Origin of the sequence: Streptomyces sp. MBT65 (assembly GCF_016612545.1) — a bacterium.
GTDB lineage: Bacteria > Actinomycetota > Actinomycetes > Streptomycetales > Streptomycetaceae > Streptomyces.
On the sequence record NZ_JAENRY010000171.1, the window covers coordinates 1 to 19,052 of the forward strand.

The 19,052-nt window shown below is 71.9% G+C and carries 17 protein-coding genes; 12 read left to right on the forward strand and 5 right to left on the reverse strand.

The window, feature by feature from the left end; genetic code table 11:
* Window positions 1-185: 185 nt before the first annotated feature.
* The 5 genes from JHN63_RS32175 to JHN63_RS32195 all read right to left on the reverse strand — a co-directional run bounded on the left by JHN63_RS32175 (window position 186) and on the right by JHN63_RS32195 (window position 5,029).
* Window positions 186-1,181: a 3-oxoacyl-ACP synthase III family protein gene (locus tag JHN63_RS32175; protein ID WP_200687268.1), complete on the reverse strand. Its 996-nt coding sequence runs from the start codon at window positions 1,179-1,181 to the stop codon at window positions 186-188.
* Between the two features lie 34 nt (window positions 1,182-1,215).
* Window positions 1,216-2,451, reverse strand: a complete 1,236-nt coding sequence (locus tag JHN63_RS32180) for a beta-ketoacyl-[acyl-carrier-protein] synthase family protein (protein WP_200687271.1) — start codon at window positions 2,449-2,451, stop codon at window positions 1,216-1,218.
* Window positions 2,451-2,684, reverse strand: a complete 234-nt coding sequence (locus tag JHN63_RS32185) for an acyl carrier protein (RefSeq protein WP_200687273.1) — start codon at window positions 2,682-2,684, stop codon at window positions 2,451-2,453. The genes JHN63_RS32180 and JHN63_RS32185 overlap by 1 nt, the downstream gene beginning before the upstream one ends.
* Before the next feature lie 141 nt (window positions 2,685-2,825).
* On the reverse strand, window positions 2,826-3,902 hold the full coding sequence (locus tag JHN63_RS32190) for a beta-ketoacyl-ACP synthase 3 (RefSeq protein ID WP_200687276.1): 1,077 nt from the start codon (window positions 3,900-3,902) through the stop codon (window positions 2,826-2,828).
* A 236-nt stretch (window positions 3,903-4,138) separates the two neighbouring features.
* Entirely contained in the window at window positions 4,139-5,029 is an 891-nt protein-coding gene (locus JHN63_RS32195; protein ID WP_200687278.1) for a helix-turn-helix transcriptional regulator, read from the reverse strand.
* Between the two features lie 155 nt (window positions 5,030-5,184).
* On the opposite strand from JHN63_RS32195, the gene JHN63_RS32200 reads away from it, so the two are divergent.
* From JHN63_RS32200 to JHN63_RS54035, 12 genes are all read left to right on the forward strand, one after another.
* Complete coding sequence (locus tag JHN63_RS32200; protein ID WP_200687280.1) at window positions 5,185-5,934, forward strand: SDR family oxidoreductase; 750 nt, start codon at window positions 5,185-5,187, stop codon at window positions 5,932-5,934.
* Complete coding sequence (locus JHN63_RS32205; RefSeq protein ID WP_200687282.1) at window positions 5,931-6,554, forward strand: TetR/AcrR family transcriptional regulator; 624 nt, start codon at window positions 5,931-5,933, stop codon at window positions 6,552-6,554. The genes JHN63_RS32200 and JHN63_RS32205 overlap by 4 nt, the downstream gene beginning before the upstream one ends.
* Window positions 6,551-6,889 carry an antibiotic biosynthesis monooxygenase gene (locus JHN63_RS32210; RefSeq protein ID WP_200687284.1) on the forward strand — a complete coding sequence of 113 codons (339 nt, stop codon included), beginning with the start codon at window positions 6,551-6,553 and terminating at the stop codon, window positions 6,887-6,889. The genes JHN63_RS32205 and JHN63_RS32210 overlap by 4 nt, the downstream gene beginning before the upstream one ends.
* 923 nt (window positions 6,890-7,812) lie before the next feature.
* A complete protein-coding gene (pstC, locus tag JHN63_RS32215; protein WP_200687287.1) occupies window positions 7,813-8,844 on the forward strand; it encodes a phosphate ABC transporter permease subunit PstC in 1,032 nt (343 codons plus the stop codon).
* A gap of 1 nt (window position 8,845) precedes the next feature.
* Window positions 8,846-10,447: a phosphate ABC transporter permease PstA gene (gene pstA / locus JHN63_RS32220; RefSeq protein ID WP_200687289.1), complete on the forward strand. Its 1,602-nt coding sequence runs from the start codon at window positions 8,846-8,848 to the stop codon at window positions 10,445-10,447.
* Window positions 10,447-12,153 carry a phosphate ABC transporter substrate-binding protein PstS gene (locus JHN63_RS32225; RefSeq protein ID WP_200687291.1) on the forward strand — a complete coding sequence of 569 codons (1,707 nt, stop codon included), beginning with the start codon at window positions 10,447-10,449 and terminating at the stop codon, window positions 12,151-12,153. Before pstA ends, JHN63_RS32225 begins: the two co-directional genes overlap by 1 nt.
* Window positions 12,150-13,991, forward strand: coding sequence for a hypothetical protein (locus JHN63_RS32230; RefSeq protein ID WP_200687293.1), 1,842 nt, complete (start codon window positions 12,150-12,152; stop codon window positions 13,989-13,991). The genes JHN63_RS32225 and JHN63_RS32230 overlap by 4 nt, the downstream gene beginning before the upstream one ends.
* 18 nt (window positions 13,992-14,009) lie before the next feature.
* Window positions 14,010-14,795 carry a hypothetical protein gene (locus JHN63_RS32235; RefSeq protein WP_200687295.1) on the forward strand — a complete coding sequence of 262 codons (786 nt, stop codon included), beginning with the start codon at window positions 14,010-14,012 and terminating at the stop codon, window positions 14,793-14,795.
* Window positions 14,796-14,939: 144 nt separating this feature from the next.
* Window positions 14,940-16,934, forward strand: coding sequence for an Ig-like domain repeat protein (locus JHN63_RS32240; protein WP_200687297.1), 1,995 nt, complete (start codon window positions 14,940-14,942; stop codon window positions 16,932-16,934).
* Between the two features lie 111 nt (window positions 16,935-17,045).
* Window positions 17,046-17,963 carry a sortase gene (locus JHN63_RS32245; RefSeq protein ID WP_200687299.1) on the forward strand — a complete coding sequence of 306 codons (918 nt, stop codon included), beginning with the start codon at window positions 17,046-17,048 and terminating at the stop codon, window positions 17,961-17,963.
* 16 nt (window positions 17,964-17,979) lie between these two features.
* Window positions 17,980-18,804, forward strand: a complete 825-nt coding sequence (gene pstB, locus JHN63_RS32250; RefSeq protein ID WP_234478035.1) for a phosphate ABC transporter ATP-binding protein PstB — start codon at window positions 17,980-17,982, stop codon at window positions 18,802-18,804.
* Between the two features lie 74 nt (window positions 18,805-18,878).
* The gene (locus JHN63_RS54035; RefSeq protein WP_374222965.1) at window positions 18,879-19,010 is read left to right on the forward strand and encodes a hypothetical protein; all 132 of its coding nucleotides are present in this window, start codon (window positions 18,879-18,881) and stop codon (window positions 19,008-19,010) included.
* Window positions 19,011-19,052: the final 42 nt, after the last annotated feature.

Sequence of the window (19,052 nt, forward strand, 5' to 3'; positions counted from 1 at the left end):
GGTTCTCCCGGCCGGGGCCGTCCTGCCGGGAGCCGTCGAGCAACGACCGTAGGACCGGGGGCCATGCGGCGGGCGGGAGGGGGGCGATACGGGGCGTGGAGGTCACGGTCATGGCCCTTCCGGATGCGTACGGTGCGGGGACTTTCCTACGGCGTCGGGGAGTTGGCGTGGCCGGCCGGCGGCGCTCACCAGCGGCAGACGACCACTCCCGCGCTGGCCCCGCTCGCGAAGCCGAACATGCCGACCAGGTCGCCGCGTCGGAGGCGTCCGCCGTCGAGGGCGGTGGCGAGTTGCAGCGGGATGGTGTTGGTGGCCACGTTGCCGTGCGTGGGGAAGGTGGCGAGGATGCGGCCCGGGTCCACGCCCACCCAGTCGCAGACGACCTTGGTGAACGGCACCGACGGCTGGTGCACACAGACGAGGTCGAGGTCGTCGCCCGCGACGCCCAACTCCTTCATCGCGCCCCGCACTTTGTCGGGCAGCCCCTCGAACGACTCCACCAACCGGGCGGAGTCGATGCGGAGATGACCGAGGCGGCGGTGTTGCGCGTACGGGTTGGGCAGGGTCGCGGCCCGCCAACCCCAGGAGTTGGCGAAGAACCGGGACCCGAGGATGCCGGGCCGCTCGCCCGCCGCCACCAGCAGCGCCGAGCCCATGTCACCGGTGCTGAGGCTGGGCAGCGCGGACGACAGGTCGGCGGGATCGTCCAGTTGCCAGCGGCTCTCCCGGGTGCTGACCTCGGCAGTGGTCACCAGCACCCGCCGGTACTGCCCGCTCCGGATGAACGCGTCGGCGACCTCCAGCGCGTTGAGGACTCCGTTGCAGGCGTTCTTCAGGTCGAACACCGGGCAGCCCAGGCCCAGTTTGTCGGCGACGACATGGGCGGTGGCCGGCTCCTCCATGTCGGCGAGGATCCCGGCGTAGAGGAGCAGGTCCACATCGCCCGGATCGGTGCCGGTGTCCTCGAACAGGCGCCGGGCCGCGTGCGCGGCCAGGTCGGAGGGCTGCTCCAGGTCGTGGGCGACGGTGCGCTCGGCCAGCCCGTACATCCGCTGGAGCACCCCGCGCGACAGCGGTACGGCGGGGCTGCCCGCCCGGAACCGGTCCTCCACGGCGGCCACGCTCTGGCGTCCCTCGGGGATGTGGACGGTGGCGTGAACGATGGTGCTGTGCACGGTCATTGATGCCTCCTCGTTCGCTTCTCGGCGCCGGTCGTCAGTCCTCGGTGGTGAGGAGCAGCACCACGTTGTGCCCACCGAAGCCGAAGGAGTGGCTGACGGCGGCCCGGACGCGCTGTTCGCGGGGCGCGCCCGTGACGCAGTCCAGGTCGAAGGGGAGGTTGTCCGGGGTGAGGTTGGCGATCGGCGGGACGGTGGAGCGGTGCAGGGTGAGGGCGGTGAGCGCCGCCTCGATCGCACCGGCCGCGCCGAGGCTGTGCCCCAGAACTCCCTTGGCGGCGCTGACACTCGGCCGGTGCGGCAGCACGCGCTCGATCAACTCCGCCTCGGTCAGGTCGTTGAGCGGGGTCGAGGTCCCGTGCGCGTTGACGTGGTCGACGTCGGCCGGGCACAGCCCCGCCTCCGCGAGCGCCGACCGCAGCGCCCGCTCGGCGTGAACTCCCCCCGGGGCGGGGGCCGTCGGGTGATACGCGTCCGAGGTCTGACCGGCCCCGGCGAGCCGGGCGTAGCGCCGCTGTCCCCGGGCGCGCGCGTCCGCCTCGCGTTCCAGGACGAGGATCGCGGCCCCCTCGGAGATCACGAAGCCGTCCCGGTCGGCGGCGAACGGCCGCGAGGCCAGGCCGGGTTCGTCGACGCGGGAGGAGAGCGCGCCCATCCGCTGGAAGCCGGACGTGATCACCGGGGTGACGGCCGCCTCCGCGCCACCCGCCACCGCGATGTCGCACAGACCGGCGAGCAGCAGCCCCCGGGCGACGGCCAGGGCGCTGGCCCCGGAGGCGCACGCGGTCTCGGTCGCCAGGGACGGACCATGGGCGCCGAGGTCCAACAGCACTTCTCCGGCTGCCATGTTGGAGATCAGCATGGGCACGAGCGCGGGCGACACCAGCTCGGGTCCGCCCTGGTGATGGCGGATCGTCTGGTCCTCCAGGTGCACGGCTCCGGCCAGCCCCGAACCGATCACCACGGCGACCCGCGCACCGTCCCACCCGGCCGGGTCGAGCCCGGCGTCGGCGACGGCCTCGCGCGCCGCGAGCACGGCGAGCTGACTGAACCGGCCCATGCGCCAGGCCTTGCCGCCGCCGATCCGTGCCTGCTCCGGGGTCATCAGCGGGATACGGCAGGACAAGTCGACCGCGCAGCCCTTGAGTTCGGGATCCGTGGCGGCGGCGGACCGCCCGCTCAGCACCCCCTCCCAGGTCGCCTCGCGGCCGACCCCGGCCGGGGTGATGAGCCCCAGGCCGGTGATCGAGACGGGTGCGCACGGTGCCTTCATCACGCCTGCTTGGCGTTCAGCGCGGCGACCAGCTCACCCACGGTGCTGTGCTTGGCGGCCTCTTCCTCCGCCACCGGAACCCCGAGCGTCTCCTGGAGCGCCAGGGCGAGTTCGGCCAGCGCGAGGGAGTCGAGGTCGAGGCTCTCCAGGGTGGCCTCCGGACGGATGCTGTCTGCGCTGACCTCGAACTTCTCGGTGAGTACGGCGGTCACGGCGGTCTGGACGGGGGACATGGTGTTCCTTTCGACGGGGCGGGCGGAGTTCCCGGCAGGGCAACTAATGGAACAAGGTCTTCCGACCTGTTTTTTGCGTGACAGACACCCGTGGACGAGCCGGGGAGGGCAGAGTGCGCGCCCGGGGGCGGCACGGCGGTCTCAGGCGATACGGGTGTCGACAGGGGTGTCGATGTGCGGCACGCCCGGCAGCTCCGGCCACACCAGGGCCGCCGAGCCCCAGGTGAGCCCGGCGCCGAAGGCGGTCAGCAACACCCGTTGCCCGGCGCGGAGTTCGTCCCGCGCGGCGGCGTCGGCCAGGGCCAACGGGATGGACGCGGCGCCGGTGTTGCCGACGCGCGCGATGTTGGTGACATGCCGCTCGTCGGGTACCGGGATGCGGGCGCCGACGGCGGACAGGATGCGGGCGTTCGCCTGATGGGCGCAGAACCGGTCCACATCCTCGACCGCCCAGTCCGCGCGCTTGAGCACGGTGTGGGCGGACTGGGTCATACGGGTGACCGCATGCTGGAACACCTCACGTCCCCGCATACGGAAGTAGCGGTCGTCCGGGCCGTACGCGTCGGGGCGGGAGCGTTCCCTCGCCCCGCCGCCGGGCACCTGGATCAGCTCCTCGCCCGAGCCGTCGCTGCCGAGTTCCAGCGCCAGTACGGCGCCCGGTTCGTCGCGCTCACCGCGCCGGAGGACCACCGCCGCCGCGCCGTCGCCGAACAGGATTCCGGCGGAACGATCCTGCGGGTCGAGCAGGGTCGAGTACACCTCGGCCGCGACCAGCAGGACCCGGTCCGCGCACCCCGAGGTCAGGGCGCCGACGGCGGCCGCGAGGCCGTAGACGAAACCGCTGCACGCGGCGGAGACGTCCCAGGCGGCGATCTCGCCGAGGCCGAGGCGGGTGGCGAGCCGGGGTGCCATGGCGGGCATGGGCCGGTCTGGGGTCGAGGTGGCGACGATCACGGCGTCGACCAGGGGGCGTCCGACGACCGCGAGTGCGCGGCCGGCCGCCTCCCGTGCCAGGTCGCCGGTGGTCACGCCCGGTGCCGCGCGGCGGCGTTCGCCGATGCCGGTGCGTCGGCGGACCCAGGCGTCGTCGACGTCCCACGCGGCGGGCAGGGCGTGGTTCGGCACCGCGTCCGGGGGGACGAAACCGGCGATGCCCTCGAGGACGGCCGTCTGCGGCGTTCTCAAGAGCGGGGCTGCGCTGGGCAGTCGGAAGGTCACACACGCCTCGATGGGGAAGTGATCTTGGACGAGCGTGCACGACTGTAGAACGGATGAAGATCGGGGCGGGGGCGCGACGCGATTCGAACGCGTGCGCAGTTCCGGGTCGTTTTCAACAAAAGCGCAGCTCAGCGACCGTAGTGAGGAAACGTTACGTCTGTTATGTCGCCCGTAGATCACCCGAAAGAGGGCGGTTGGGGGCGGCCGTTCGACGCACAACCGCCCCCGGGGTCCTGTCAGTTCGGGGAGGACGGGCGAACCCGGCGCGCTGCGGAGTGAGTTCGGGGCGTGAGCTGCTGGTGCCCTATGACGGAGAGGAGTTCGAGCTTGCCCTGGCTCTCCGTGCCGGGGCGTGCGGTCATGACGACCAGGGTCTGGGCACGGTTCTCGGTGAACAGGACCTGGGCGTCGACGTCGATCCGGCCGAGGGAGGGGTGGAGGATCGTCTTGCTCTCGCCGTAGCGCTGGGCGACCTCCTGGAGTTCCCACAAACGGACGAACTCCGGGCTGCGTTCCCGGAGTTCGGCGACGATCCGGGCCGCCCGGGGGGCGCTGCCGGCGGCCGACGTGAGCGCGGCGCGCAGCCGGGCCGCCTGGGTGCGGCTGTGCCGGGGGTGGTCCTCCTCCGGATACACCAGCCGGTCCGCGGGGTCGGTGAACCAGCGGTAGTAGGCGCTGCGGGCCAGACCCGTGTGGCGCGTCTGGTCGCCCAGCAGCGCGGTGGCGATCGGGTTCATGGCGAGGGTGTCGGCCATGTCGGTCAGCACGATCGCCGGGGTGTCGTCGTTCAGCCGCTCCAGGACCCGCAGCAGGGTCGGGCTGACGTGCTCGGAGCGCTGGAAGCGGACCGGGGCGTTGTGGCCGATGAGCGTGAAGAGGTGATCGCGCTCGTCCGGGGTCAGCCGTAGCGCCCGGGCGAGGGCGGTGGTGATCTGCACGGACGGCTGCGGGGCGCGCTGCTGCTCCAGGCGGGCGTAGTAGTCGGTGGACATCCCGGCGAGCTGGGCCACCTCCTCGCGGCGCAGCCCCCGGGTGCGCCGGCGCGGGCCCTCGACCAGCCCGACGTCATGGGGCCGCAGCGCCTCGCGCCGCCGCCGCAGGAACTCCGCCAGCTCCTTCTTCTCCATGTCCGACCTCGCCCTTTCCCGTCCGTGACCTCCATCGTCGCCGCTTTCCGTCACCCCAGCCAGGGATCCCCGATCCCTGGACAAACCTTCCTCTCCCGCCCCCGCGAGACCGCTCCTACGGTCGGACCAGCGACGACCTCCGAGGAGAGACCCCCATGAAACTGACCGGCAACACCGTCCTGATCACCGGCGGCACCTCGGGCATCGGCCTCGGCCTGGCCCTGCGCCTGCACGCGTCCGGCAACAAGGTGATCGTCGCCGGCCGCCGCAAGGAACTGCTGGACCGGATCACGAGCGAGCACCCCGGCATCGAGGCGCTCGCCCTCGACGTGACGGACCCGGCGTCGATCGCCGGCGCGGCGGAGCGGGCCCGGGCCGCGTACCCGGAGCTGAACGTCCTGGTCAACAACGCGGGCATCATGCTGCGCGAGAACCTCCTCGACCCGGCGTCCCTCCCGCTCGCCGAGGACCACGTCACGGTCAACCTGCTCGGCACGATCCGGATGACGTACGCCTTCCTGCCGCTGCTGACCGGCAGGCCCGACGCGGCCGTCCTGAACGTCACCTCCGCGCTGGCGTTCGTCCCGCTGCCGATCACCCCGACCTACAGCGCGACCAAGGCCGCGCTGCACTCCTTCTCGGAGAGCCTGCGCGTCCAACTGACCGACGCCGGCGTCCAGGTGATCGAGGTCGCCCCGCCGGGCGTCCGCACGACCCTGCTGGGCCAGCAGGACGACGAGAACTCCATGCCGCTGGACGACTTCCTCACCGAGACCCTCGACCTGCTGCGCGAGAAGCCCGACGCACGGGAACTCGTCGTGGAACGCGCCCGGTTCGTCCGCGACGCGGAGGCGAACGGCTCCTACGACACCGTCCTCGCCCAGCTCGGCGGCGTGCGGGCGTGACACCCGAGGACGTCCCCGGCGAGCGGTCCGACGCCGCCCGCAACCGGGTCCGGCTGCTGGAGGCCGCCGCCCGGCTGGTGGCCGAGCGGGGCGCGGAGCACGTGACGATGCACGAGGTCGCGGAGGCCGCCGGGGTCGGAAAGGGCACGCTCTTCCGCCGCTTCGGCGACCGGGACGGACTCCTGCTCGCCCTCCTCGGCGAGGCCGAGGCCGACTTCCACGAGGCGTACACCTCGGGTCCGCCGCCCCTGGGACCGGGCGCCGACGCGAGGGACCGGCTGACCGCGTTCGGCCGCGCCCTGATCGAACGGGTCGCCGCCGACGCCGACTTGGGCGCCGCACTGGGCCGACAGGTCGTCCACGAACGCCGGTTCGCCTCCGAAACGGGCCGCGCCTTCCACCACCACGTCTCAACTCTCCTCGGGGAAGCGGGAGTCGACACGGACCCCGACATGCTCGCGCACGCGCTGCTCGCCTTCGCGGACTTCGGGACGGGCGACTATCTGCACGTCGGCTGCGGCATCCCCGTCGCCCGTCTCCAGGCCACCTGGGTGGACCTGGTGCGACGGGTGACCCGCGACGAGAAGGGTCCGTCGGCGACTGTGAGAATGGGCCCATGAGCATCGTCAAGATCAACGTACTCACCGTTCCCGAAGAGCAGCGCGAGACGCTGGAGAAGCGCTTCGCGAACCGGGCCGGGACGGTCGACGGCTCGGACGGTTTCGAGTGGTTCGAGCTGCTCCGGCCCGTCGAGGGCACCGACACCTACCTCGTCTACACGCGCTGGCGCGCCGAGGAGGACTTCCAGAACTGGATGTCCGGGATGGGCCAGGCCGCGCACCGGGGCACGCCCCAGGACGGTTCCCCGCAGGGCGAGCGGCCGAGGCCCGCCGCGACGGACGCCACGCTGTGGACCTTCGAGGTGGTCCAGCAGTCCGGCCCCAGGCAGGACTGACCCGGGCCCCGACAAGGGAAGCTCTACGACGTCTCCCGCACCGCCGTCAGTTCGCGCAGGACGCGGGTGAGGTCGTCCGGTGCCGCCGCGAGCCGCACCGGGCGCCCCCGCCCAGCCGCGACCGGCGGTGCGGTCCGAGATGACGGGAACGGCGGCCGACTCCTGGACGCCGGTTCCATGGCGCTGGTGCAGCGCGTGCAGAGCCGTCAACTGCGCCTGGAATTCGGGTATTTCGGCAGGCATGGCGGCCGGCAGGGGCAGCGTCCGGCTGCGCCCGTCCCGTAGCAGCACGCTGACGCGACGACGCTGACCGCCCCGCGAACCGCTCCCGTGCCGCAGCCGTGTCCGCAGCTCGGCGACCTCCTGCCAGGGCACGCTCCACCTGCCCAGCAGCGTCCGGGACCGCAGGCCGTGCGCGCCGGCGCTCACCCGGGCGGTGACCAGGTACAGCGAGACGAGACCGACGAGCGCGAGCGACCCGCCGACACTCGGCCACAGCGCGACCGGGCCCAGGAACACGGCACCGAGCGCGGCCACGACGACCCCCGCGGCCCCCAGTCCGACCCCGCCCCACAGGGCGCGCACGGCGGACGGACGGCAGATCACCAGGTCAGGGTCGTCGGTCATACCCGCGACTCTCGCACCGCCCGCGCGGCAAGCGCTTGTGCGATCTCCGGCAGTGTTCCGGCCCGGCAGACCGCCCGGAGGAGGCAAGGCCCCCGACAACCCCCAGGAGTGCCCTCGTTGGCGCGTCCTCCACAGCAGTCCCACCGAAGTGACATGACCCGTTCACCGAGTCTCCACATCCGACGCTCTGCGCCGAAAGAATCCGGCCATTGACTCACTCCGCGCGGCATCCACCCGGAGTCGCGAAGCGCCTCGTTTCATTTCGTTTCGTTTCGTTTCCTGAGGTGGGGGGACACGTGCTGTCCGCGCAGAAGGGCTCCGGCAGATCGGAGCCCCACAGACCCGTGCTCGATCCGCCGCCCAGACGGCCACAGGCCGCCCGCGGGCTCGGCGACCGCGTCTTCCGCTACCAGTTGACGGCCACCGGGGTCGTCGTCCTCGGCATCATGGCCGCCGTAGGACTGTTCCTGCTGCTGAGGGCGACCCAGGCGCTGCGGGCCACCGGGCCGTCGTTCCTGACCACGGCCCAATGGCAGCCGGACGTCCACAAGTTCGGCATCGCGGCCGTCCTCACCGGCACCCTGCTGATCGCCGCCGTCGCGGTCACGATCTCCGTGCCGCTGGCGGTCGGGACCGCGCTGTTCATCTCGGACGTGGCACCGCGCGGACTGCGCCGCACGCTGGTGAGCCTGGTCGACCTGATGGCGGCCGTCCCCTCGGTCGTCTACGGCCTGTGGGGTCTCTTCTTCCTCCAGGCGCACGTGATCGGGCTGTCGCGCTGGCTGTCCGACTGGTTCGGCTGGATCCCCCTGTTCAAGGTCGACGGCACCCACCCGGGCGACCCGCTCGCCTCCGCGAGCGTCTACACCGCGTCCGCGTTCGTCGCCGGGATCGTGGTCGCGCTGATGGTCGCGCCCATCCAGTGCTCGGTGATGCGCGAGGTCTTCGCCCAGGCCCCGGCCGGTGAACGCGAGGGCGCCTACGCGCTCGGCGCGACCCGCTGGGGCATGATCCGCGCGGTCGTCCTGCCGTACGGCAAGGGCGGCATGATCGGCGGCACGATGCTCGGGCTCGGCCGGGCGATGGGCGAGACGATCGCCGTCTACATGATCATCTCGCCGGTCTTCGTGATCCAGCCGCACATCCTCCAGACCGGCTCCAACTCGGTCTCCTCCCTGATCGCCCTGCACTACGGCGACGCCTCCTCCTTCGGCATGTCGGCGCTGATGGCGGCGGGCCTGGCGCTGTTCCTGCTCACCCTGGCGGTCAACTTCACCGCCTCCACGATCGCGGCCCGCTCGCGGTCCGGCGCGCAGAGCGAGGCATGAGATGACGGTCGTAGACGAGACGCGCGCGGGCGAGACGCGCGTAGACGAGCCCGCGGTCGAGGTGGCCGGGGGCGCCCGACTCCCCGACGTACCGCGGCGGATCGGCGGACCGACCCGGTCCGGGGTGCTGGCGCTGTGCGGGGCCGCGGTGTCCGGCCTGTGCGTGAGCGTGCTCCTGTTCGGTGAACTGGCCCCCTTCTCCGGCGCGTTGGGCTTCGCCGTCACCTGGTACGTCGTCTTCCTCACCGTGTACGGCGTGCTCACCGGCCTGGAGGAGAACGGGCAGGCGGTACGGGACCGGGTGATGACGGTGGTGCTGTGGACGGCGGCGGGCCTGCTGTTCGCCGCGCTGGCCATGGTCGTCGGCTTCACCCTGTGGCGAGGCCGCGAGGCGCTGACGTACGTCAACTTCTTCCACCAGGACATGCAGGCGGCGGGCCCGCTCGACCCGCTCGGCGTCGGCGGGATCGCCCACGCGATGGTCGGCACCCTGCTGATGATCACCATCGCGCTGCTGATCACGGTCCCGTTGGGGCTGGCCTGCGCGGTGTACCTCAACCAGATCCCCGGCCGGTTCTCCCGCTTCGTCCGCACCATCGTCGAGGCGATGACCGCGCTGCCCTCCATCGTGGCCGGCCTGATGGTGTACGCCGTCTGGGTCCTCCAACTCGGCATGGAGAAGTCGGGGTTGGCGGCCGGGTTCGCGATCAGCGTGATGATGCTGCCGATCGTGATCAGGGCGGCGGACGTGGTGCTACGGCTGGTCCCCGGCACGCTCACCGAGGCGGCGGAGGCGCTGGGCGCGCCGCGCTGGCGGACGGTCTGGCACGTGGTCCTGCCGACCGCGCGCTCGGGCCTGGCCACGGCCGTCATCCTCGGCACGGCACGCGGCATCGGCGAGACCTCCCCGGTCCTGCTCACCGCGGGCTTCACGGCGGCCACCAACTACGACCCGCTGCACGGCCCGATGATCTCGTTGCCGCTCGCGGTCTTCAGCTTCGTCCGGTCCCCCGAACCCGCGATGATCGCCCGCGGTTTCGGTGCGGCGGCGGTACTGATGGCCCTGGTGCTGGTCCTGTTCGTGATCGCCCGCGTCATCGGCGGCCGGGGCCCCGGCCAACAGACCCGCGCCCAGGCCCGCCGCACGGCCCGAGCGTCCAGGCGCGACGTGGCCCGCTTCGCCGAACTCCGTTCACCGGGCCTGTCGTTGTTCGACGCGCAGCCCCATGAGTCGTCGGCGACAACGCCCAACCCCGCGGCTGAACCCCCCGCACCCGACGACGACGAACGGGCCCCTCAGGGACAAGCCGCGCCCGACAGCGAACCGGTCACGAACAGCGCACGCAGTGGCGGCGAAGCCGTCACGGAGGGCGCAAGCCAAGGACCCACGGCAGCCGACGACGGCGAACAGGCCCCACAGAGCCCAGCCGCACCCGACGACGAGACCGCCACGAACAGCGCCCGCAGTGGCGGCGAAGCCGTCACGGAGGGCGCAACCGCAAGCCAGGGACCCACCGCAGCCGCCCCGGGACCAGCCGAACCCGCACCCGACGCCGAACCCGCCCCGCAGGGGCCACCCGCACCCGGAGAGACGACCGACTGATGCCCAGCCATCTCAGCCTCCCCCGCCCCCTGCGGGCGCTCGGCATCCTCGGCGCGTTGTTGGCCGTGGTCGCCGGACTGCTCGCGGGCCCGTTGGCCAGGTCCGCCGCCGCCGACAGCTACACCCCCATCGCCGGTGCCGGTTCCACCTGGGCGGAGAACGCCGTGGACGAATGGCGCCGCGCGGTCAACCAGTACGGCATGCGGATCAGCTACGCCGGTACGGGTTCCTCCGACGGACGGCGTCAATTCCTCAGCGGGACCGTCGACTTCGCGGTGTCGGACATCCCGTTCCAGACCCACCCCACCGACGGCAGCGCGGCGGAACGCCCCGGCTCGGGGTCGTACGCCTACATGCCGATCGTGGCCGGCGGCACGGTGTTCATGTACCACCTGACCGTCAACGGCAAGCGGGTCACCAACCTCCGCCTCTCCGGCGCCGTCGTCACCAAGATCTTCACCGGGGTCGTCAAGACCTGGGACGACCCGGTGATCAAGGCCGACAACCCCGGACTCCAGCTCCCGCACCGCACGATCGTCCCGGTCGTCCGCTCCGACGGCTCCGGCTCCACCGCCCAGTTCACGATGTGGATGGCCGCCCAGCACAAGTCGCTCTGGAACGCGTACTGCGCGAGGGTCGGCCGCTCGGGCGCCTGCGGGCAGACCTCGTACTACCCGACCGTCTCCGGCATGATCGCCCAGTCCGGCGACCTCGGCGTGGCGGGTTACATCGCCCAGAACTACGGCGAGGGCGCGATCGGTTACGTCAACTACTCCTACGCCCTCAACGCGCACTATCCGGTCGCCAAGGTCCTCAACCACGCCGGCTACTACACCGAGCCGACCCCGAAGAACGTCGCCGTCTCGCTCCTCAAGGCGAAGATCAACACGAACAGGTCCTCCGCCGACTACCTCACCCAGCAGCTCGACGGCGTCTACAACGACAGCGACAAGCGCAACTACCCGCTGTCCAGCTACTCGTACATGATCCTGCCGCTGAAGGTGCAGGGCACGTTCACGAAGACCAAGGGCAAGACGCTGGGCGCCTTCTCCTACTACTTCATGTGCCAAGGGCAGCAACAGGCGCCCTCACTCGGCTACTCGCCCCTCCCGATCAACCTGGTGAAGGCCGGCTTCGACCAGATCCGCCGCATCCCGGGTGTGCAGGCGCAGAACATCAACATCAGGAACTGCAACAACCCGACCTTCACCACCGACGGCCGCAACAAGCTGGCGGAGACCGCGCCTTACCCCTCGGCCTGTGACAAGCAGGGCGCGACGGCCTGCACGACGGGCAGCGGCGGCGCCAAGGCGTCGATGGGCAACGGGAGTTCGGGCGGCACCGCGTCCGGCGGCGGCACGGGCGGCACCGCCACCGGCACCACCACCGGTGGCACGGCGAGCGGCGGCGGCTCCGCGCAACCCTCCGTCGACCCGGACACCGGCCAGGCCCTGACCTCCGGCGGAACCGGCACGGGCACCGGTTCCGGCGGCACCGGCACCGGCACGGCGGCAGCCGCGGCCGACGGCACGGTCGCCCTCGCCCAGCCGGTCGCGGTCTCCGCCGAACACGGCTGGACCACCACCCAGACCCTGATGCTGCTGGCCGCCCTCCTGATCCTGGGCCTCCTGCTGCTGCCGTCCATCGCCTCCCGCCTGATCACCGCCCGCGCCGACGACCGCCAGGACGAGGGGAGTTCACGATGACGAGCACACCCGAGAACCCGCAGCCGCACCTGGCCCCGAAGCCCCACCCGCCGAAGGCGAAGCCGAGGCTGCTGCTCCGCCTCGTCGCCGGCGCGGCCATCGGCGCCCTGGTCGGTCTCGCCGTGGCCCAGTCCGCCCCGCCCGCCACCGCGGCCCCCGCAAGCTCCGCGGTCACCGTCTCCGGCCGCGGCGAGTTCAAGGACATGAAGTTCACCGTCGACCAGACGACCCACCTCACCAGCCAGGCGGTGACGGTGAGTTGGACCGGCGGCACCCCCACCACGTTCGCGGGCACCCTGTTCAACACCGACTACGTGCAGATCATGCAGTGCTGGGGCGACGACGACGGCACGGTCCCCGCCAACCCCGGCCCGTCCCGCACCCAGTGCCAGTACGGCGCCTCCCCGACCACCGACCGCGGCGGCTGGCCCGGCAACGACTACGACGACAGCCGCAGGGTCTTCTACAGCGCCGACCCCACCAACTACGGCCAGGACAACCGCTACGGCGCGGCCAACCCGAACGCCCCCGGCGAGGTCCCCTTCAAGTCGGTCGACGGCACGGTCATCACCAGCAACACCCAGAACAACGCGCTGTTCAACCACAACACCACCAACGAGGTCGACTTCGCCCGCTCCGGCGCCGACGGCACCGGCAAGGAGTACGTCGAGATCCAGACGGCCAACGAGGCCCCGCACCTGGGCTGCGGCACCCCGGTGACCACCAACGGCGTGACGAAGCCCCGGAGTTGCTGGCTGGTGATCGTCCCGCAGGGCCATCTCGACCTGGACGGGAAGCCGTACGCCGACCAGAGCCAGGTCAACGCGGGCTCCCCGGTCTCCTCCACCAACTGGCGGAACCGCGTCGCGATCCCCCTGCACTTCAACTCGGTCGGCGCCAACTGCCCGCTCGGCGCGGAGGAACGCCCCACCACCGGCAGCGAACTGATCGCCGACGCGATGACCAGCTGGCAGACCGCGCTCTGCCCGACCGGCACGGTCTACGGCTACACCGAGCTCGGCGAGCCCGACGCCAGGGCCCACCTCATGGGCGACCGCACCACCGGACTGGCCTTCACCACCCGGGCGTTGGGCGCCGACGCGGGCACGACGGCGCCGTCGGGTACGACGACGTACGCCCCGGTCGCCCTGTCCGGAGCCGTCATCGGCTTCACCATCGAACGCAGACCCGAGGCCGGCGCCCCGGACTCGGTGGAGAGACTCGCCGGCACCAAGGTCGAGTCCATCGACCTCACCCCCCGCCTGGTCGCCAAGCTGCTCACCGAGTCGTACCGCAACTCCCCCTGGGGCGCGGTGATCAACGGCACCGCCGCCGCACACTACGGCTGGGCGAGGAACAACCCCGCGGGTCTCGCCACCGACCCCGAATTCCTCGCCCTGAACCCGGAGTTCGCGCATCTCTCGATCGCGGAGACCCCGTCCACCGACACCGATCTGCTCACCGCGCTCGGCCACAGCGACACGGCCCGCGCCCTGTGGCAGTGGATCATGTCGGACAAGGAGGCCCGGCAGTTCCTCGGCGGCGTCTCCGACGACTGGGGCATGCGCGTCAACCCGTACTACAGCACCAACGCGGACGTGAACCCGGCCGGCTTCGTCTTCGACCCGTCGCACACCGACGACTACCCGAAGAGCGACCAGTGGTGCACGATCCCGCCGGGCAGCGGCGGCACCTACAAGCAGTGCATGATCGACTTCCATCCCTACGTCGACGACATGCACGCCGGTGCCCTGCACACCCGCCGTGCCGACACCCTGTGGAAGTCGTCCTGGGACTCGCAGGCCAACCCGCCCACGTACAAGACCACCGGCCCGTAGACCGTCGGCTCCCGGTTCGTGATCACCGTGACGGACGCGGCCTCGGCCGCCCGCTACGGCCTCCAGACGGCCCGACTCCGCAACAGCGCGGGCAAGTTCGTCGCTCCTACGGCCGCCTCGCTCACCGCCGCCGCGACGAGCGCGACCGGCAGCCCGGTCGCCGAGATCACCCCGGCGGGCGCCACGGCGAAGACGGCGTACCCGCTCGCGCAGCTCGTCTACGCGGCGGTCCGGCCCGGCGTCCTGAACGCCGCCGCACGCAAGGACTACGCGGCGCTGCTGCGGTACGCCATCGGCGGCGGGCAGGTCAGCGGGGCGGACCCCGGGCTGCTCCCGGGCGGCTACGCGCCGCTGCCCGCCAGGTTCCGTACCGCCGCCGCGCACGCGGCCACCGCGCTGGTCCAGTACACCGGGCCGTCCACCGCCGGGGGGTCGACCGGGAACGGCGCCGGATCCAGCAGCGGCAGCGAGACGATCGGCACCGGGGAGGGTTCCAGTGGGGTCGTCTCGGGTGCCCCGGCCGGCGATGCCACCCCGCCCTCCGCGAGTGCCGTACCGAGTGACTCGCCGTCGTACGACGGCGGTAAGGCCGTACAGACGACCGCGGCGGGTACGACGCCTGCGGACCCGGCCAGTCCGTTGCGCTATGCGGTGCCGGTGGGTGCGGCGCTCGGTGCGGTGGCCGGTGTCGGTGCGCCGTTCGCCGGCGGCGGGCGGTTGTCACTCGGCACCGTGCAGACGGCGGTCCGTCGGCTGCGGGCTCGTCGTGGCTGGCCGCGCCTTCGCGGCGGAGCCGCGGATTAACACAGCCCCGCGCCCCTGAAAGGGCGCTCCACAGACGGCCGTCCGCCCCGAAAGGCAGTCGGGGCGGACGGCTCGCACCACCTTCCCAGATCCATCGGATCCATCCGACGTCACGTCACCTCGCACACCTTCTGGAGAACCGCAATGCGCAGAATGCGCCTCTCGGCGGCCATGGTCGCCGCCGCCGTGGTGTCCGGCACGCTGGCTCTGGCGAGCCCGGCGTCCGCCGACCCCACCCCCGCCGGAACCTTCCGCCAGCTCGTCGGCGTGGGTTCCGACACCACTCAGGACGTGCTCAACGCCCTCGCGGGCGACACCGTCAACGGCATCAGCTACTCCACAACCGCCGTGAAGTCGTCGTCCGGTGCGGGTGTCGCCTCCTACGACGCGATCGAGCCCGGCACCGGCTCCACCTCGTCCACGATCACGACCCGTTCCGGCGGCCCGGCCTTCGCGCGCCCGAACGGCTCCGGCGCCGGCCGCACCGCCCTGAGCGAGGCGCTCACCGGTGAGACGTACCTGAGCAGCACCGGTCCCGTCATCAAGGGCCAGGTCGACTTCGCCCGCTCCTCCGGCGGCCCGTCCGCCTCGGGCAGCACCCTCACCTACGTCCCGTTCGCCCGGGACGCGGTGGGTGTCGCGGTGCGCGGCTCGGCCCTGAACAACCTGACCGTGACCCAGCTGCGCGACATCTACACCGGCCACCTCACCGAGATCAACGGCCAGACCCTGCACCCGAAGCTCCCGCAGCAGGACTCCGGCACCCGCAAGTTCTTCCTGAACGCGATCGGCGTGACCAACGACCAGCTCGCCCTGGGCATCCCGATCGTCCAGGAGAACCAGGGCAACGCCGCCCTCACCGAGGACGGCGCGCTCGTCCCGTTCTCGGTCGGCAGCTGGATCGCCCAGAACAACGGCATCTCCCCCGACTACACCAAGACCTCGGTGACCGCGGGCGGCTACCTGGCCTCCGTCGTCCTGCCCGGCGACTCCGGCGCGACCAACCCGGTGACCACGGTCAACGGCAAGCTCACCCCGGTCGGCGGCTACTACGAGAACGCCACCTTCGGCCGCGACGTCTACAACGTCGTCCCGAGCCGCGCGATCGACCCGACGAGCATCTTCTTCGACAAGAACCTCTACGACGTCTTCGTCACCAGCGGCACCCACGAGGCCGCCCTCGCCTCCGACAGCTCCGAGGCGGTCATCTCGTCCTTCGGCTTCCTGAACGAGTCGTACAACGGCTCGGTCAACCAGGCCAAGCACGCCAAGGTGGGCGGCCTGGAAGGCACCGGCATCGACAAGTCGACGCCCGCCGCGCCGGTCCTGAAGAGCACCCTCGGCGACGCGAGCGTGAAGCTGGACTGGACCGCCCCGGCCAACCCGGCCCTCCCGGTCACCGACTACCGCGTCACGCTGACCGGTTCGGACGGCGCCGTCGTCGCCGTCAAGGACCTGGCGGCGAGCGCCCGTTCGTACACCTTCAGCGGTCTGGCCAACGGCACCTACTCCGCCTCGGTCTCCGCCGCCAACCTCGTCGGCCCGGGTACCGCGGCCAGCTGGACCGGCGCGGTCAAGTACGCGAGCACCACCAAGGCGACCACCGCCACCACGGCGTACGGCGTGACCCCGAAGGTCGCGGTCACCGTCACCGGCACGCACGGTGTCGTCCCCAGCGGCAAGGTCACCGTGAAGGACGGCACGACGGTCGTCGGCACCGGCACGCTGAACAGCGCCGGCAAGGTCACCGTCAACGTGTCGAACCACCTCAAGGTCGCCACGCACAGCCTGACCGTCTCCTACGCCGGTGCGGCCAAGCTCAACGCCTCCTCCGCGACCGTCTCCCTGAAGATCGTCAAGGCGACCCCGGCGATCACCAAGACCGCGCCCGCCTCGATCGCCCACACGGCCCGCGCGAAGGTCACCGTCAAGGTCACCGCGACCGGCACCACGCCGGCCGGCACCGTGCGGATCTACGAGGGCACCAAGCTCCTCGCGACCGGCACCCTGAGCGCCGGCAAGGTCACCGTCACGCTGCCGAAGCTCGCCAAGGGCAATCACACCCTGCACGCCTACTTCGCGGGCTCGACGACGGTGAACGCGCGCAGCGGCGCCAACTTCGTCATCAAGTCCACCTGATCCACGGCCAGTTGACCGCTTGACCGATCGTGCGGCCGGGGAGACCTCAGCGTCTCCCCGGCGGCCCATGACAACGACAGCAGACGACGACAGCGAAGGAGGCGGGCCGCCGTGACCGTCGCCACCCCCATGAGGCTCGCGCCGGCCGCGCCGCGCACGCTCGTCCGGAGCGTGCGGAGCGTCACCGCCGTCCGCCACATCGCCCGCGGCGGGCTGCTCAGCCTCGCCGCCCTCCTGCTCGGCATCACCGCGCAGCTGCTCGTGTTCAGCGGCGCCCAGGAACACTCCGCGCAGCACGCCTCGTTCGACGAGCTGCGGGGTCAACTCGCCCTGGGCACCGCCCCGGTGTCCCAGGCCGACCAGCAGGGCAGGCTCCTCGCGCCCGGCACCCCGGTCGCCCTGATCGACGTCCCCGCCCTCGGCCTGAGCCAGGTCGTCCTGGAGGGCACCGACTCCACCGTCCTGACCGACGGCCCGGGACACCGCCGTGACACCCCGCTGCCCGGCCAGTCCGGCACCAGCGTGCTGATGGGCCGGGCGGCGGCCTACGGCGGCCCGTTCGGGCGGCTGGCCGAGCTCCGCGAGGGGGTCACGCTCACCGTGACCACCGGTCAGGGCAAGGCGATCTACCAGGTCACCGACGTCCGCCGGGCCGGCGACCCGGCGCCCGCGCCGCTCGCGGCGGGCGCGGGCCGGCTGGTCCTGGTCACCGCGACCGGCCCGCACTTCATGCCGTCCGGCGTGCTCCGCGTCGACGCCGACCTGATCTCGAAGGCCTTCCAGACCCCGGCGGCGGTGATCCGCTCCGGCACCCTGCCGGGTTCCGAGGAACCCCTCGCCCGTCCCGACGGCGTGCCGTGGCCCCTGGTGATGTGGCTCCAGGCGCTGCTGCTGACCGCCGTGGCGGCCGTATGGGCCTGGCACCGCTGGGGCCGCCACCAGACGTGGATCGTCTTCGCCCCGCTCGTCGCGGTCCTGGGCCTCCAGGTCGCCACGCGCACCACCGAACTGCTGCCGAACCTGCTGTGAACCGAGGGAACCAGACATGACCGTGACCGACACCGCCGTCCTGCCCACCGTCGATCCGACGGCCGCCCCCGCGACCCTCGAAGCCCGCGCCGTCTCGGCCTGGTTCGGCACCCATCAGGTGCTCGGCCAGGTGTCGCTGACCATGCCCGCGGGCCAGGTCAGCGCGCTCATCGGCCCGTCCGGCTGCGGCAAGTCGACGTTCCTGCGCACCCTCAACCGCATGCACGAGCTGATCCCGTCGGCGGCCTTCGGCGGCGAGGTGCTCTTCGAGGGCGAGGACATCTACGACGCCTCCTGGCGGCTGACGGACGCCCGCCGCCGTATCGGCATGGTCTTCCAGAAGCCGAACCCGTTCCCCGCGATGTCGATCTACGACAACGTGGTGGCCGGTCTGCGCCTCACGGGCACCCGGGTGAGCCGTCGTGAGAAGGACGAGCTGGTCGAGGAGTCGCTGACCCGCGCGGGTCTGTGGAAGGAGGTCCGCGACCGGCTGCGGCAGCCCGGCGGCGCGCTGTCCGGCGGCCAGCAGCAGCGGCTGTGCATCGCCCGCGCGCTCGCCGTACGCCCCCAAGTCCTCCTCATGGACGAACCCTGCTCGGCGCTCGACCCCACCTCCACCCGCCGGGTCGAGGAGACGATCCACGAACTGGCCGGCCAGGTCACCGTGGTGATCGTCACCCACAACATGCAGCAGGCCGCCCGCGTCTCCCAGCAGTGCGCGTTCTTCCTCGCCGAACAGGGCACCCCCGGCGGGATCGTGGAGGCCGGCGCCACCGACGACGTCTTCGGCTCCCCCAAGGACCAGCGGACGGCGGACTACGTGGCGGGCCGCTTCGGCTGAGCGTCACACGCGACCTATGCGTCACACGCGTCACACGAACGAGGGGGTTTGCATCGCGGGGAACCGGTGTACCGGTGTTCGTGGTCGCCGCCGTCGTCGTGACCGCGCTGTGCACCGCGCCGGTGCGCCGGGCCTTCCGGTGCGTGACGGAACCGGAGCTGCGATGGGCGTTCCGCCGCTGCACGGACGAACTCGCCCGCCCCTAGCGATGGTTGGGGTGGAACGGCGGGCGAGTTCGTCCGTGCAGC